Annotated in this window: 16 protein-coding genes; 13 read left to right on the top strand and 3 right to left on the bottom strand. The window is 34.5% G+C overall.

Annotated elements, in window-relative coordinates; all coding sequences use genetic code 11:
- Positions 1 to 86: 86 nt before the first annotated feature.
- The 7 genes from P176_RS0117510 to P176_RS0117480 all read left to right on the top strand — a co-directional run bounded on the left by P176_RS0117510 (position 87) and on the right by P176_RS0117480 (position 6372).
- Entirely contained in the window at positions 87 to 1049 is a 963-nt protein-coding gene (locus tag P176_RS0117510) for a D-2-hydroxyacid dehydrogenase (protein ID WP_026755919.1), read from the top strand.
- Between the two features lie 92 nt (positions 1050 to 1141).
- Entirely contained in the window at positions 1142 to 1783 is a 642-nt protein-coding gene (locus P176_RS0117505; RefSeq protein ID WP_026755918.1) for a DUF937 domain-containing protein, read from the top strand.
- Positions 1784 to 1996: 213 nt separating this feature from the next.
- A complete protein-coding gene (locus P176_RS0117500; RefSeq protein WP_026755917.1) occupies positions 1997 to 2425 on the top strand; it encodes a DUF6146 family protein in 429 nt (142 codons plus the stop codon).
- A gap of 20 nt (positions 2426 to 2445) precedes the next feature.
- Positions 2446 to 2958: a DUF6787 family protein gene (locus P176_RS0117495; protein ID WP_231481291.1), complete on the top strand. Its 513-nt coding sequence runs from the start codon at positions 2446 to 2448 to the stop codon at positions 2956 to 2958.
- Positions 2958 to 3299, top strand: a complete 342-nt coding sequence (locus tag P176_RS0117490; RefSeq protein WP_026755915.1) for a hypothetical protein — start codon at positions 2958 to 2960, stop codon at positions 3297 to 3299. Before P176_RS0117495 ends, P176_RS0117490 begins: the two co-directional genes overlap by 1 nt.
- Before the next feature lie 27 nt (positions 3300 to 3326).
- Positions 3327 to 5726: a TonB-dependent receptor domain-containing protein gene (locus P176_RS0117485; RefSeq protein WP_026755914.1), complete on the top strand. Its 2400-nt coding sequence runs from the start codon at positions 3327 to 3329 to the stop codon at positions 5724 to 5726.
- Between the two features lie 79 nt (positions 5727 to 5805).
- Positions 5806 to 6372, top strand: coding sequence for a hypothetical protein (locus tag P176_RS0117480; protein WP_026755913.1), 567 nt, complete (start codon positions 5806 to 5808; stop codon positions 6370 to 6372).
- Positions 6373 to 6459: 87 nt separating this feature from the next.
- Here P176_RS0117480 and P176_RS0117475 read toward each other — a convergent pair whose 3' ends face one another.
- Positions 6460 to 6756, bottom strand: a complete 297-nt coding sequence (locus tag P176_RS0117475) for a hypothetical protein (RefSeq protein WP_026755912.1) — start codon at positions 6754 to 6756, stop codon at positions 6460 to 6462.
- Positions 6757 to 7048: 292 nt separating this feature from the next.
- Between P176_RS0117475 and P176_RS0117470 the strand changes: the two genes are divergently transcribed.
- From P176_RS0117470 to P176_RS0117460, 3 genes are all read left to right on the top strand, one after another.
- Complete coding sequence (locus tag P176_RS0117470; protein WP_026755911.1) at positions 7049 to 9502, top strand: DUF5916 domain-containing protein; 2454 nt, start codon at positions 7049 to 7051, stop codon at positions 9500 to 9502.
- Between the two features lie 50 nt (positions 9503 to 9552).
- Positions 9553 to 10215: an ABC transporter ATP-binding protein gene (locus P176_RS0117465; RefSeq protein WP_026755910.1), complete on the top strand. Its 663-nt coding sequence runs from the start codon at positions 9553 to 9555 to the stop codon at positions 10213 to 10215.
- A 92-nt stretch (positions 10216 to 10307) separates the two neighbouring features.
- Entirely contained in the window at positions 10308 to 11336 is a 1029-nt protein-coding gene (locus P176_RS0117460; RefSeq protein WP_026755909.1) for a hypothetical protein, read from the top strand.
- Positions 11337 to 11431: 95 nt separating this feature from the next.
- On the opposite strand, the gene P176_RS0117455 is transcribed toward P176_RS0117460, so the two are convergent.
- Positions 11432 to 12439 (bottom strand): alpha/beta fold hydrolase, encoded by a 1008-nt coding sequence (locus P176_RS0117455; RefSeq protein ID WP_051605557.1) that lies wholly within the window; start codon positions 12437 to 12439, stop codon positions 11432 to 11434.
- Positions 12440 to 12674: 235 nt separating this feature from the next.
- Between P176_RS0117455 and P176_RS20620 the strand changes: the two genes are divergently transcribed.
- The 3 genes from P176_RS20620 to P176_RS0117440 all read left to right on the top strand — a co-directional run bounded on the left by P176_RS20620 (position 12675) and on the right by P176_RS0117440 (position 16279).
- The gene (locus P176_RS20620; protein WP_026755907.1) at positions 12675 to 13745 is read left to right on the top strand and encodes an AraC family transcriptional regulator; all 1071 of its coding nucleotides are present in this window, start codon (positions 12675 to 12677) and stop codon (positions 13743 to 13745) included.
- A gap of 520 nt (positions 13746 to 14265) precedes the next feature.
- Positions 14266 to 15030, top strand: a complete 765-nt coding sequence (locus P176_RS0117445) for a TIGR02757 family protein (protein ID WP_026755906.1) — start codon at positions 14266 to 14268, stop codon at positions 15028 to 15030.
- Positions 15031 to 15091: 61 nt separating this feature from the next.
- Complete coding sequence (locus P176_RS0117440) at positions 15092 to 16279, top strand: GAF domain-containing sensor histidine kinase (protein ID WP_026755905.1); 1188 nt, start codon at positions 15092 to 15094, stop codon at positions 16277 to 16279.
- Between the two features lie 10 nt (positions 16280 to 16289).
- Here P176_RS0117440 and P176_RS0117435 read toward each other — a convergent pair whose 3' ends face one another.
- Positions 16290 to 16970, bottom strand: a complete 681-nt coding sequence (locus tag P176_RS0117435; RefSeq protein WP_026755904.1) for a peptidoglycan DD-metalloendopeptidase family protein — start codon at positions 16968 to 16970, stop codon at positions 16290 to 16292.
- Positions 16971 to 16972 lie beyond the last annotated feature (2 nt).

The following is a 16972-nucleotide window of genomic DNA, read 5'->3' as shown; positions in this document are numbered from 1 at the left end:
ATTAGAGTTAGCATACTTAACCCACATAATAACTAAAAAGATAAAAGCTAGACCTAGTTTTTATCTAAAAAATAATAAAAATTAATATGAAAGTATTAGCAAACGACGGTATCTCACAAAGCGGAATTGAAGCCTTGAAACAAGGCGGTTTTGAAGTAGAAACTACAACTGTAGCCCAAGAGCAACTAACAAATTACATTAACACCAACAACGTTGATGTCCTTTTAGTGAGAAGTGCAACAACAGTTCGCAAAGACTTAATTGATGCTTGCGATAATTTAAAAGTTATTGGACGCGGTGGTGTTGGTATGGATAATATCGATGTAGAATATGCAAGAAGTAAAGGAAAACACGTCATCAATACGCCTGCTGCATCTTCTCAATCTGTTGCAGAATTAGTTTTTGCTCACTTGTTTGGTGGGGTACGTTTTCTACACGACTCTAATAGACACATGCCATTAGATGGTGATACCAAATTTAAAGATCTTAAGAAAAATTATGCTAAAGGGGTAGAACTTAGAGGAAAAACCTTGGGGATTATAGGCTTTGGCCGAATTGGTAGAGAAGTTGCAAAAATTGCTTTAGGGGTTGGAATGAAAGTGATTGCTAGCGATAAATTTGTAGGCAAAGCAGACATTAAGGTTGAATTTTACAATGGGCAATACATCAATGTAGAAATAGAAACCCAACCAATGGATGATATTCTCAAGCAAGCAGACTTTATTACCTTACATGTACCCGCACAAGATGGTTATATTATTGGTGAAAAAGAATTAGGAATGATGAAAGACGGCGTAGGATTAATTAATGCCGCAAGAGGAGGCGTCATTGATGAAGTCGCTTTAGTAAAAGTTCTAGAAACTGGAAAAGTAGCTTTTGCTGGTTTAGACACCTTTGAAAGTGAGCCTACACCAGCTGTTCAAGTATTAATGAATGGTAGAATCTCATTAACACCACATATTGGTGCTGCTACTAATGAAGCTCAAGATAGAATTGGTACTGAACTCGCAGAACAAATTATTAGTATTTTAAAAACCCAGGAAGCTTAGAAAATAAGTTTCATCTCACTTTTGAAAGCCCGTGATAATCTCAAATTCACGGGCTTTTTTTGTATATTACTAGTCCATATAAACAAAATATTATGTCCGGAATTTTAGATTTACTAAACGGCGAGACAGGAAAAGCCATTATTAGTGGGGTCTCCAATCAAACCAATCAGCCTGAAGACAAAACACAAAGTGTTTTGACCATGGCATTACCTGTATTGATGACAGCAATGAAACGCAACGCAGCAACACCAGAAGGCGCCCAAGGTCTTATGAGCGCTTTAAACTCAAATAAACATGACGGCGGTATTCTTAATAATCTCAGCGGATTATTTGGTGGAGGTGTCGATGCTAACGTTTTAAATGACGGGAGTAAAATCTTAGGTCATGTTTTAGGAGGAAAACAAAGTACAGTAGAACAGACCTTGAGTGCCAAATCTGGAATGGATTTAGGATCTGTATCCCAAATATTGAAAGTTGCAGCACCAATCTTGATGGGAATGTTAGCAAAACAGACTAAAGAAAAAAACGTTGATAGTGCTGGTGGACTTGAAGGGATGCTAGGCAGTCTTCTTGGGGGTAACTCTGCCAAACAAGAGCAAAGCTTTTTAGAAGCTATTTTAGATGCCGATAATGACGGTAGCGTTATTGACGATGTTGCGGGCATGGTTTTAGGCGGAAACAAGAACAAAGGCGGACTAGGCGGAATGCTTGGTGGACTTTTTGGCGGAAAATAAATGCGCCTTTATGATTTCAGGATCATATGAAGTGCATAGACGATTTTTTTAAAAGGATACGTAAGCCAAACAATTTGTTTGGCTTATTTGTTTCCCTCAGCCAAAAGATGGTTTCACTCATTTCAGGTTTTAAAACCTGAACTTTGGATCTAATTTCGCAGAGGGATTGAAGTCGTTTCAACCGCCTAATTTTGTAACTTTAAAATAAAAAAGATGAAAAAAGTAATCACACTCCTTTTAACGCTGACCCTTTTTAATTGTGGCACATCAAATTATGTATCCAATTCACCTGATCTTGAAAATATCCCTGAGGAAGATATCGTTAAAATTGCCAATGATGATCTCGAATATGAAATCATCATTATTGAACCTGGATTTAATACCTGGTTGGCAAGTATCGCGAGACCAGAAGGTTATTATTCCCAATCCTACATGGAGGCTAGAAACATACAGTGGGTAAATGCTTGGAACACAAGAGTACTGCAACCACAACGTTTTGATCCTAATTTGTACGAGTTGCAAATCGATTATCGTTCAAATATAGATTACGGTTACGAGGTTAACTATAAGCTTTTTAACTACTTCACCTATTTTCAATTAACTTATGATCAACGTTTGTCTTCTTTTCTACCTAGAATTTAATAAGGTCTTTTTATCTTTGCATGGCAATTTTAGCTATGTTAAAAAATTTTAAGGCACGTTGGGAGATTCAAGAGGATTGGCAATTGTTATTTCCATTACTAGGGATAATTGGCTTGGGCTATAGCGTCTTTAAATTGGCCTCAGTAATATTGCCCGCTGTTTCTATTATAATAACGATAGCTATTGCCGCACTCCTTTTTTTCTTACTGCTGAAATTGATACTGTTCATTTTTAAAAAATTAGAGCATAAATGGGTGGTAACCTATCGTTGGGAGATGATTCGCATCTTTATCGTTTTTGCTTTAACGGGATCATCATCAGTGTTTGTGGGACGTCCTATTATAAAACTCATCGGAATTACTAAAGAAAACTTAAACCCAATACTCTATTGGGTTTTATTCATTATCATTGGACTCATTTTTTATCAGGTTTTACTAGTGTCTTTTGGTTGGCTATTTGGTCAATTTAAATTTTTCTGGGAATTTGAAAAAAAAATGCTCAGACGTTTCGGATTAGGAACTTTTATAGATTAATGAATCAGCACAAACCACATAACGCACTTAGAGTCTCACTATTAGTTTTAGTGATGGCTTTGCTTTTGCCTAGTGTTGTAAAGCTGGCGCATGCTTTTGAAAACCACGAACATGTGGTTTGTAAAGGAGAAAATCAAAGTCATCTACACGAACTGGATTTAGACTGCGAATTTTATAAATTCAAACTCAACACTAACTTTAGTTTTGAATTTGCGAACTACGAAATTTTTATTTCAGAACAATTTCAAGAGTTAAATCTTGAACATTATACCTTTTTAAATGGTCATCAGCAACGTACCGCTTACCTTCGAGGACCACCGTGTTTAGTAGCATATTGTTAAAAATATACTTACACTAAACACCATTACATGAAATATTTTTTATGCTGTTTGGCTTTGATCCATTTTGGATCTGGCTTTGCACAAGATTGCACTTATACGTTTGAGGGGCAGTTGATTGATTTTCACGACAACTCGCCAATAGCTGCTGCAGCCATATACATTGAGTCTACTCAAAAGTATGTGACTTCAGATTTCGACGGAAACTTTACCATCAACAACCTTTGTGAAGGTCCGTTGATCTTAAAGATCTCTCACATTGCCTGTGAAGATAAAACCACAACTTATACCATAAATTCCGATAGAAAGGAAACCATTTATATGGAACACCATACTGAAGAATTGAATGAAATTTCGGTAATAAGTAATGGATCAAGAGACGTTACTAAAACGGCGCAGGAAACTGTTTTAGAATCTGAAACGCTAAACCGATATAGCGCCTTGAATCTAGGTGATGCTTTAAAGGAAGTGTCTGGAGTGAGCTCCATCAATACAGGAAATGCCATTGTTAAACCAATGATCAATGGTATGCACAGTAGCAGATTACTAATATTAAATAATGGTGTTCGTCTCCAAGATCAAGAATGGGGGATTGAACATGCTCCAAATATTGACATCAATACAGCAGATCAAATTTCGGTAATTAAAGGATCTGCTGCACTTGCTTATGGCGGAGATGCCATTGGCGGAGTTGTGGTGATTAAGCCTTCTAGAATTATTTTAAAAGATTCGCTCTATGGAAGTAGCGTTATTAATGGGCAATCTAATGGGCGTAATTATAGTATTTCATCCAATTTACATAAAACTTATGCCTCTGGATGGTTTGCGACGGTGCAAGGCAGCTATAAACAAAATGGTGATTATAAGGCTCCAGACTATAGCTTAACAAATACAGGGCTAAAATCTAAAGGGCTTTCTTTTCGTTTAGGCAAAAAGCAATTTGAATCTGGTTTCGAAGTATATTATAGCTATCTCAATAATGAAATTGGTATTTTGAAATCATCTCATATTGGTAGTGTAGCCGATTTGGTAACAGCAATTAATTCTGGTAAGCCTTATACTATCGAGGATTTTAGTTATGATATTAATTCACCTAAGCAAGATGTCACCCATCATTTGGTAAAGGCGTCTTATTACAAGCGATTTAAAAACTTCGGAAAAGTGAATTTACAGTATGATTATCAAAATAATCAACGCTTTGAATTCGACATCAGAAGAGGAGAAAACAAAGACAAACCAGCCTTAGACTTAAAACTCCAAACGCATACCTTACAGGCAGATGCTATTTTAGATGCCTCTTCTTATTTTAAACACCATTTTGGGGTTATGGCGCGTTATCAAGATAACTTTGCCAATCCTGGGACCGGTGTTAGGCGTTTAATTCCCGATTACAATAAATACGATTTGGGCGCATTTTTTACTACAGAATGGCGAACGACAGATCGTTTAACTCTAGATGCCGGAATTAGATATGATTTTAACAGAATTGATGCCAAGAAATTTTACCGAACATCAAGATGGATAGAACGTGGTTATGATCAACTGTTTCCTGAATTTGTAATTGAAGAGCTTGAAACTCAATTGTTGACCAATCCTGTTTTAGATTACCATAATGTGTCAGCTTCGGCAGGTGCCAAATATCAATGGAATGACAACAGTACTGTGTTGGGTAATTATAGTTTATCTAGTAGATCACCAAATGTATCGGAGCTGTTTAGCGATGGTTTGCATCACTCTGCAGCACGTATAGAGCTTGGGAATTTGAGTTTGCAGCAAGAATTTTCAAATCGGTTTTCTGTAACTTATAACTATACAAAAACCAATTTCAAACTGAACTTAGAGGCTTATTACAATCACATTAGTGACTTTATTTATTTAGAGCCTACTGGAGTTGAGCAAACCATTCGTGGCGCGTTTCCCGTTTGGGATTATAAAAAAACCAATGCTCAGTTTTATGGTATTGATGTTTATGCCGGTTATAGCCTTTCTGATAATTGGGGAATTCAAGACAAGACTTCATTTATAAAAGCGAACGATCTCAAAAACAATCGCCCTATCATCGATATTCCTGCTTTCAATACCATTAATGAGTTGACTTACAAAAATGCTAATTGGAATAATTTTAGCGCAACTCTTAAAAGCGAATGGGTCTTTGAGCAAACCAATTTTCCAAACAACAATTTCGAAGTTTTTGTTACAGAAACTCAGGAAACCGTTTTATTAAATGTTAGCTCACCGCCACCAGCTTTCCATTTATTTCATTTTTACAGTGATGTAAATTTTAAAATTTCCGAAGCAACTCAACTAAATGTTGCTTTAAGTGTCAACAATATATTAAACACTAATTACAGATCTTATCTCAACCGACTGCGTTATTTTGCTGATGACCTAGGTAGAAATGTAGCTTTACAGTTACGACTTAATTATTAATATTTTAAAAGCCTTTTTAATGATATCACACGTATTTAATTTAAAACAAATGATAAATCATAAATCTAAATTTAATTCAATGAAACAATTTTTTCTTATCGCAATTTTAGGAGTGGCAACATTTACAAGCTGTTCAGATGATGACAGCAACCCTGTACCTGTAAACGAAGAAGAAGTAATTACAACAGTTCGTTTAACCTTAACACCACAAGGCACAGGCACTCCTGTAATTTTTACTTCTACCGATATTGATGGTGATGGCCCAAATGTTCCTGTAGCCACAGCTTCTGGAGAACTTACAGCATTTACCACTTATAGCGGTACGGTCAAAGTTTTAAACGAAATTGAAACACCTGCTGAGGATATTACGCTAGAAGTTGCAGAAGAAGCTGAAGATCACCAGTTTTTCTACGTATTTTCTGAAGGATCTAATATCGAATTTAGCTATAATGATACCGATAGTGATGGCAATCCAATTGGTATAGAAACTATTTTCATTACTGGAGAAGCTGCTTCTGGCACTTTAAACGTCATATTACGCCATGAAGCTAATAAATCAGCAGATGGCGTTAGTGAAGGTTTAATCAATAATGCTGGAGGCGCAACAGATGCTGAAGGCTCTTTCAACTATACAGTATCCAACTAACAACCTTATTAAGGTTGTAAATGAAAGAACCCTTCTATCCTTTAATATAGGTTAGAAGGGTTTTCTTTTAGGTTTGAAATGAGCCTATTAATTTAAAGTATCTTGTTTCCGCTCTGAGGAAAACTTATAAGTATAAAGCCACATTAATGTAAATGTTGGGATGACATCTGTAAAAGGCAAAATTTCTTCTACAAATGATACGACTGCTGCTACTTTTGAAGGTCTCCCTTTATAAAGTTTTGTCATCAAATAGGCAGAGGCAGGCGCCCATATGACATCTGCAAACTCCCCTATCCCAGGGATGAAAAATGTTACAAAGCCTAAAGCATCAAATAAGATACCTAAGACCAATTTTTTATATTTCGAAAGTGTTTCTAAGTTCATTATAATTTTAATAGTTCTCAATTATAATATCAAAACTCATTCCGAAAAACGAGACTGACAGTTCGTCAAACAAGTGTTAATTAAAATCATGAACCTATAGGAGGTTATTGATTTTAGTTCTTATTATTAAATTCTGCACTTTCAATTATAAAATTCATAATACATTCGTATCCTATTACGAATGTATCATTTTAACGTTTACTTAAGACAAAAGCCAAGCACTCCTCGATAGATTTGCAATCCTAACAAATCTAACTAAACTTAAAGCGTTTTTTTCGCTACTTATATTATCATGCGTTTCCTCTCTATTCTTATCTTTTTACTATGTTTTCTTGGTCTTCAAATTTCCGCACAAGAAAAAAAGCAATTACAAATTGAACGTACTGAAATAGCTCCTGAAATTGATGGAAATCTTAATGATAGCATTTGGTTAAAAGCTAATATAGCTTCTGGATTTACCCAGTTCAAACCCAATGCAGGTATTAAAGACTCGCTCTCTAATAGAACCATTGTTAAGATGAGTTATGATGATGATGCGATCTATTTAGCAGCCTATCTTTATGATGACCCCTCACAAATCATGAGCCAGATTACAAGTCGAGATGATTTTGGACAAACCGATTTCTTCGGTCTTATTCTCAACCCCAATAACGACGCACAGAATGATACCGAATTTTTTGTATTTAGCTCTGGAGTTCAAGCAGATGCTACGGCTTCACCTAGTAATGGCGAAGATTTTGGCTGGAATGGCGTTTGGGAAAGTGCAGTACAAATGACCGATGAAGGATGGACGCTTGAAATGAAAATACCTTATAGGGCTTTGCGTTTTGCAAATAGAGAAGTTCAAACTTGGGGCATCCAATTTCATCGTTTTTTTAGACGTTATCGCTCGCAATATACTTGGAATGCTATAGATGTCACCAAAGGCAATGTTGGGCTATACCATGGCGAACTCAATAATTTAAAAAATATAGAACCCCCTACCCGATTGGCTTTTTATCCATTTACAACAGGCCTATTAAATAGTTTTGATGGTACAACGGACACCGATCTTAAATTTGGTCTTGATGTGAAATACGGTATCACCGAGAATTTTACGTTAGATATGACCTTGATCCCTGATTTTAGTCAAGCAGGCTTTGATAATGTAGAGCTCAATTTAGGTCCCTTTGAACAAACCTTTTCAGAGCGAAGACAATTTTTCACCGAAGGGGTGAGTCTTTTTAACAAAGGCGATTTGTTTTTTTCTAGACGGGTTGGTAGTTCTCCTATTGGGCAAGTTATTCTTGAAGATAATGAAACCGTGGTAAATTACCCTAGCAACGTTAAAGTACTTAATGCCGCTAAAGTTTCCGGGAGAACAAAAAATGGTTTAGGCGTTGGTTTTTTTAACGCCATTACAGAAAAGACCTATGCAACCGTTCGAGACACCATCAATCAAAGTTCTAGAGAAACCTTAGTAGAACCCTTATCAAACTATAATATCTTAGTTCTTGATCAACAGTTTAATCAAAATTCTTCGGTAAGTTTGATCAATACCAATGTCACTAGAAATGGTCATTTTAGGGATGGTAACGTCACAGCCGTTGTTGCAGATATTACCAATAAAAGAAATACCTATAATCTCTTCGGAAGAGCTAGAGTGAGCAATATTAACCTAGCAGAAGGTACATCACAGGGGTTTAGCTCATTCTTTATGGCAAGTAAAATACATGGAAACTATAGATATAGTTTTGATCATTCTTATGCCGATACAAAGTTTGACAATAATGATTTAGGACTCATCTTTAGAAATAACTTCAATAATTTTGGGGTAGATTTTGATTTTCAAACCTTTAAGCCTACTAAAAATTTAAACAACTACCGTTGGAGTACCTATATTAACTATACCAGATTAGCCAACCCCAACACCTATACGGGTAAAGGTTTTGGTGGAGAGTTTAATGCTCAAAGTAAATCCCTCCATAATTTTGGAGCAGAAATCAATTTTGAGCCAGGAAAACAATATGACTATTTTGAGCCAAGAGTCGAAGGCCGTTATTTTATTTATGAAAACTTGTTGAGCTCGAGAATTTACATCTCCTCAAATTACAATAATACGTTTGCAATAGATGCCAATATTGGTGGTTCTATGATTATTGAGGACGATAGAAAAACGCGTCAGGCTTATTTTGAACTCAGACCAAGAGTGCGTTTCAATAACAATTTATTAGTGGTATTTGGATTTGAATACAATGAGATCTTTAGGGATCGTGGTTATGCCAATAATTCAAACTCGTTGGCCGACGCTATTGTTTTTGGACAGCGGGACCAAGTGACCATGATCAATAGCATTCGTGGGACCTACAGTTTTAATCCTTTACATTCTTTAGGACTTACGTTTAGAAATTATTGGAGTACCGTAACTTATGAAGACCACCCCTATTTACTACAGGACAATGGCCGGTTAGCAAAATCCCCAAATAATTTTTCAGACTTGAACCTTGAAAGCTCTGATGTTAATTTTAGCACTTGGAATATTGACATTAATTATACTTGGCAATTTGCCCCAGGTAGTTTTTTGACCGCCCTTTATCGAAATCAATTGTTCAATAACGATCGCGTATCTTCTAGAACCTATAGCGAGAGTCTAAGTACCTTATTTGAGCAACCCACACTTCATTTCTTTTCACTGAGATTGCAGTATTTTGTGGATTATAACCAAATCAAAAGCTTATTTTCAGGAGCTAAGAAATCTAATTCATAGATTGTGTAATTCTATATTATGTGCTACATTGAAATCTCTTAAAAAGGCGAATGATACAAGCAAAAAATATTCATAAATATTACGGTGATCTACAAGTATTAAAAGGCGTAGATCTTCATATAGAAAAAGGCGAAGTTGTATCTATAGTGGGCGCCTCTGGTGCTGGAAAAACAACGCTTCTTCAAATTCTTGGGACTTTAGACCAAATTGATCCAAAGAGCGATGGCACGTTGATTATCAATAATACAGCAATACCTGGTTTAGAAGATAAAGCGCTGGCTAAGTTTAGAAATCAGCACATTGGTTTCATTTTTCAATTTCACCAATTGTTACCTGAGTTCTCTGCATTAGAAAACGTGTGTATCCCTGCTTTTATCTTCGGAAAATCAAAACAAGAAGCAGAACATAAAGCAAAAGAACTTTTAGACTTTTTAGGCCTCTCTAACCGATACCATCACAAACCCAACGAACTATCAGGCGGAGAGCAACAGCGTGTTGCAGTTGCAAGAGCATTGGTCAATAACCCTGAACTCATTTTTGCAGACGAACCCTCTGGTAATTTAGATAGCGAATCTGCAGAGAATCTCCATAACCTTTTCTTTAAATTAAGAGATGAATTTGGTCAAACATTCGTGATCGTTACCCACAATGAAGAACTAGCAGATATGGCAGATCGTAAATTGACCATGGTTGACGGTAAGATTTTAATATAGTTCCGTTCAAAAATTTTCTAAATTTTTGATATTGCATTACGCAACCTTTCTATGTTAATCGCATCTTTAGAGCAATCATCATCTTAAAACAAATGCTCAAACATATTTCGTGGCTTTTCATGTCGATGCTTCTATTAAGTAGTTGCACCACCATTCTTAATTCTAAGACCACCAAAGTAAAAATTTACGCTCCTGAGCATAGTAAAATTATCTATAAGAAAGACACCTTAGTTCTAGACGAAGCGTTTGTAAAAATTCATCCTATACGATCCAAAGATTCGCTTAGTTTTGAAGTCCTGCAGGATTCAATCACGGCTCAATTTAATTTTAAGCGCAAAACTTCAGGATTGCTTTTTTTAAATATTCCATACACTTATGGATTGGGGATACTTGTCGATTTAACTAATGAAAAGCGTTTTACCTATCCCCATAATATTAGATTTGTTGAGGATTCTAGCCTAAATCAACTGTATACCACCAAAGAGAAAATAGCGCCATTTAAGCGTAATACCATATTTATTTACACGTCTCCATTAAGGGCAATAGATGTATTTTCTAGACCAACAGTGACGCTTGGCACAGAGTACTTTCCTAGGGACAACTTTAGCGTTAGTGCAGAATATGGTATGCAATACATTTATCCAAATTCAACTTCTTCTAATTCGTTAAGAGTTAAAGATCAAGGGCACTCCTTAAGGTTTGAAATTAAATATTACAACCTTCTGCATCTTTCCTCAAATCCAAATATCAATGATTATATTGGCCTAGAGGCACGTTTCTTGAGAACTCAATTTACAGATAATATTGACTATATTATTACTAATGAAGACCTAAGTTTTTATAGGAATGAACCTATAATTGTTCAAAAACAAGCAAACATTTTCAATCTAAAATACGGTCTGAATTTACCTATTGGAAAGGCGCTATATTTTGATGTTTATGGCGGGTTTGGTCTTCGTTTCAAACAGATCAAAAATCCAAACCGAATGTATAACCCAGACATACACAACCTTATGGATGATTATTCCGAAAATTTTTTTAATGAACATATTTTAGAGGAAACAGGAAATCAAAATCATTTCAACGTTTCGCTTGGCTTCAAATTTGGAGTCAAGCTTTAAATTTGGAGTCAAGCTTTAAATTCAGAAAAAAACCATATCAAAAGCATTGTATCTAGTGGCCTTGAAAACCCTCTTAGCCAAGACCTTTTGAATTTTTATTGCTTTAGATACTTTTTTAAGGGCTCTATAAAGGCATCAAAGCTTTCGATATGTGGAAGGTGTCCTATTTCAGGGATTTCAACTAATTGAGCATCTGGAATTTTTTGATAGGTTTCTTTTCCTAATTGATCATATAATCCCATGGTTTGTCTCACGTCTTCTGAAACTAAAGGTTTAGCTAAAGCAGTACGATCTCTAGTACCAATGATCAGCAAGGTTGGCACTTTTAGTTGATCAAACTCATACACTACGGGTTGTGTAAAGATCATATCATAAGTAAGCGCTGCGTTCCATGCGATACGCTTATAACTTGAGTTTAAAGTCCAACCTGCCAAAAGATTGACCCATTGATCATAGTCTGGTTTCCATTTCCCATCATAGTAATTTGATTTTTGATAAGACTTAATGCTTTCAAAATCCTTTTTCAATTCATTTTGATACCACCATTCTACAGGTTTGTATGGCACTTTTAATTTCCAGTCTTCTAGTCCGATTGGGTTTTCTAAAATTAATTTTTCCGCAGTATCAGGAAACATTAAGGCAAATCTTGTGGCCAACATCCCTCCCATGGAATGTCCTAAAACCGCAACCTTACTAATTTTTAAAGTATCCAATAGACTTTTAGTATTTAAGGCCAATTGTTGAAAGGTATAATGAAAATGTTCTGGTTTTGAAGATTTTCCAAAACCAATTTGATCTGGAACAATCACTCTATACCCCTCTTTAACTAAAGCTTTTATGGTCGTTTCCCAATACGCTCCATTAAAATTTTTGCCATGAAGTAATAGAACGTTTTTGCCATTATAGTTATCTGGTTGAACATCCATATATACCATATCAAGTTTTTGATCTTGAATATCAAGCGTTACGGAATTAACTTTATAAGGATAGTTGTAATTACTCAGTTCAATATCTAACCATTGTAGACCTTGATTTTGAGAATGGTTTGTAATTGGTAAAATGAAGAGTATTGCTGTAAATAAGCTTATGGTGAATGATTTCATTTTTTTTTTTCATAAAACTAGTAAATAGCTGATAAAAGTTTAACTATTTTCCCACTAAGACTGACACAAATGGGTATTTTTGGATTAATGATACGATTCACTAAAAAAAAGAGAAAGGGCATTATTTCTAATGTTTAATAACATTTATTAATAATTTGCCTTTTCATGTTATAATAAATCATGAATAAAAAAATGCTTTTTAAAATTAAAAAAGAAATAACAATTAGATAGAAACATGAACATATCAAAATGGTATCAACTTATTAAGCCTAATTTCAGGTTCTATAAAGATGGTTTTTTTGAGTTTCCATATTTAGCAAACACGCCCGAGTTATTCATAGAATCTACCATTAAATCGCCAGGAAGTAAACATGATACTGAGGAACAAGTGGTTTATAGAAACAATCCTTTTATTAAAGGAGAAATGCGCTATAGAAAAATTGATGAGGGTTTATGGCTTACCATCACTAATTTAGATTTTAAGTACGACACCGTAATTAAATCCAATTATGCCAAGGAAATTCCTAGTGATCATTATTCAATCACTTTTACCGTATTTGACAGCGAGGTTAAACTTCAAAATAGATTTATAGATAAGGTCCCTTTTCAAAACAAATTTTGGGGTTTCAAAAAACCTGGAACAGATGTAGGTGCTTGTTTTTACAAAGGATCAAAATGCCAATTTTATATTTATTATTTAAGTCCGAGCTGGATTGAAAAAAATGTACCTTTAGACGCATTAGACCGTAAGATTCCTTTTAAAAAGTTTTTAGATTCAGATAAAGGGTTTATTACTTATTCAGACATTGTCCCCAATGCCCAAGGATTGTCTCATGAGATTTTACACACGTTAAAAACATTTAATACTGATGCTTTTAACAAAACGATATTAAAAGCACAAACGTTAAGCTTAATATCTGCCTTTTTTAAAAATGTTTTTGCCGATAAAAGAACCGACGAGTATCAGGAAAAAAGCACTGTTGATTATAATGCCATTTCAAAATGCGAGTTAATGGTTTCTACAAAATTATACAAACCGTTTATTGGGATTGATGCACTTGCCAAAATATTCAATATATCTTCTTCTAAGCTCAAAATGGATTTCAAATCGGTTTACGGAACTTCAATACTGCAATACCATATTGATAAAAAAATGGAATTGGCTATGCAACTTATAGTTAATACTACTATGCAAATAAAACATATCGCTAAGGAAGTGGGCTATGAAAGCTCTAGTAAATTTAGTGCTACTTTCAAGAAAAAACACGGAAAACTCCCTTCAGAAGTGCGTCCCGATAACCTATAAGACTAAGAGTCTGCCGTATTCTATATATACTTAAACCAAAAATTTATAAAAAGCTCACTAGCTTGATTTTAACTTGTGTAAAATAGCCATTAAAATTAGTGGCTAAAACATAAAATCATCGATAAAGTGTTCACACAAACCGATTATGTGTCCGAATAGGCTATTGATTTGTCCGAATGGGCTACTCAAAAAATATTTTATGCTATAAATTTGTAGATATGATAAGGTTGAGTAAATAATTTAAACTAAAATTTTATGAAAAAAATTCACTTATCAACATTAGCTTTTACTTTGTAAAACACTAATACAATTAATTTTGATAATTTAACCAATGTAAGATTACAAGTATTGGATATTATAGGTAAACTAATCAAGCAATTAAAAATACTATTTGTATAATTAAACTCCCTTATAGCTTTATTATACAATACTATACATACATTTTTTGTGCATGAAGTGGCAGTATTAAAAGATTATTCGTTTCTTTTTTAAACGATTGCTATCTTCAAATAAAATAATAATGAGAAAAGAAGAGCTTAAAGACTTTCTAGACATTAAAGTTTTACAATACAATAACCTTAAATTTATTGAGAGTGACCCTATTCAAATTCCGCATCGGTTTTCAAAAAAAGAAGATATTGAGATAGCCGCCTACCTAACGGCAACAATTTCTTGGGGAAATAGAAAGAGCATTCTTACCAATGCCAATAAAATGATGGATTTATTAGACCAAGCCCCTTTTGACTTTATTAAAAATCACGAAGAAAGTGATTTAGAAAAACTAATGCCATTTGTGCATCGCACTTTTAATGGACTCGATTTTATTCAATTTGTGAGAAGTTTAAATCATATTTATCAACATCATGGTGGCTTGGAGCAGGTATTTTTAAAACATTCGAAGACAAACAGTCTTCAACATTCAATACATGAGTTTAAAAAACATTTTTTTGAAATTGAACATCTGGAGCGAACTAAAAAACATGTGAGTGATCCTTTAAAAAATTCTTCAGCGAAACGTATCAATATGTTTTTACGCTGGATGATTAGGGAGGATCAAAATGGAGTAGATTTTGGGATTTGGCAAAGTCTATCTGCACACCAATTATCTTGCCCATTGGATGTACATTCTGGTAATGTTGCAAGAAAATTAGGGCTTTTGAAACGAAAACAAAATGATGCCAAGGCAGTTAAGGAATTGGACACTAGTTTAAGAAAATTAGATGTTAAAGACCCTGTGAAATATGACTTTGCATTATTTGGACTTGGAGTTTTTGAAAATTTTTAACGTATTAAAAACGCGGTATTTATATTTTCGTACGTAACTTGTCGAAGATTTTTTCTTACAAATGGAGCCCATAGAGACGAAATATAGTGAAGACGAACGATTAAAGGTCTTGAACTCATATCAAATCATTGATACTGAGCCTGAGAGTGATTACGATAATATCAATATGTTGATCGCTATGATCTGTGATGTTCCCGTAAGCTTGATTTCGATCATGGGAGATGATAAATTTTACTTCAAATCAAAATTAGGGGTTTATAGTAAAGATTACGCTAGAGAAATTTCCTTCTGTAATACCACGGTTCAGCAACAAGATTTACTTATTATTAACGATGCTAGAAAAGACAAGCGATTTAAAAATTCGAGACTAGTAACTCATAATAAAATTGTCTTTTATGCAGGGATCCCCTTGACCAATAAAGATGGTTACATCTTAGGCACCATTTGCGTTTATGATTATAAGGTTCGTGAATTAGACAATCAACAAAAGGAGGCTATAAGAATCTTGAGCACTCAAGTGGTCAACCTTTTTGAATTAAGAAAAAAGAACATTAACCACAAACGCGTTGAAAATGAACTTCAAAAACGAAACGAGCAACTCAATGATTTTGCGGGTCATGTCTCGCACGATTTAAAGTCACCCTTGGCCAATATTACCTCTTTGACGGCGTTACTGCGTGCAGATGATTTAAATAGTCTATCAGAAGAATCTAAGGTATATTTAGATTATATCGAAGAATCTACAACCGTGTTAAAAGATTATATTGACGGGATCTTAATGTATTACAAATCTGATGAACTACTTAAAAATCAAAATCAAGATGTTTCTGTAGAAGAGCTAGCTGATGATATTGAATACATTTTAATTACAAAAGAAGACAAGCTCAAGTATCCTAAAGATGTTATTATAAAAAACATCAATAAACCTGCTATATATCAAATACTCATCAACTTAGTTGACAATGCTTTAAAGTATAACACTAGTAAAGAACGAGTTGTAGAAATTAAATACAATTCTGATTTGTTTTTTCATAAATTCTCTGTGAGCGATAATGGTATCGGGATTCCAAAAGACAAGCAAGACGTCATATTTAAAATCTTCAAGACGCTTAAAAGTCATAACGGAAAATCAAGCACCGGGATTGGCTTGAGTACGGTGAAGAGTTTGGTTGAAAAATTAGGAGGTACTATTTCTCTTAAGTCAGAAAAAGGAAAAGGCAGTACCTTTACCTTTACCATTGCCAAATAAAATGCTGGTTTTAGAGTCTCAATATTAAATTCGGATCTAAACAATTTCCTTTATAAAACTCTAAATCTCTTATTGAGCAAACCCCAGGATAATCTCCTTTGTGATTCCCTAAATCTTTAATTATTTGAAAATGTAAATGCGGTGGATAATCGCCATTGAATAGCGGCGGCCCTAAAGTCGCAATTTTTGATCCTCTCTTTATGGTTTCACCAACTTTAATGGTTTTAAGAGCATCTAAACTAAGATGCCCATAAAGTGTATAAAATCTAGAGTTTTCAATGTGATGTTCTAAAATGATGGTGGGCCCGTAATCACCATGATTTCTGTTATTTTGAAAGCTGTGCACTACGCCATCAATAGGTGAAAAGATGGGAGCATCTACTGGCAACCATAAATCAGTTCCCAAGTGAATGTTCCGTTCTGTATCCTTTTGTTCCGAATTAAAGTAAGTGCTTCTGTTGTAAATGTTTCGGGTTTCAATATAGCCACCGTAAGCAACAGTTGCGTCACTTTTTTTGATATGCCTATTGATATAAAGGCCTAAAGTTTCCGAAGAGGATACATCTATATCTTTTAGTTCTTGATTGGTTGTTGAAAGATCTATGGCAACGTAATTGTCTTTTGAAATTGAAGCCTCTAAAACAGAACTCACCTCTATTTCAGTCAATAGAGTTTCGAGAGAATGACTCATTT

The organism is Sediminibacter sp. Hel_I_10 (assembly GCF_000688335.1).
GTDB lineage: Bacteria > Bacteroidota > Bacteroidia > Flavobacteriales > Flavobacteriaceae > Psychroserpens.
Note: the sequence above shows the minus strand (reverse complement) of the source record. Positions and strands in the feature narration are given on the sequence as shown.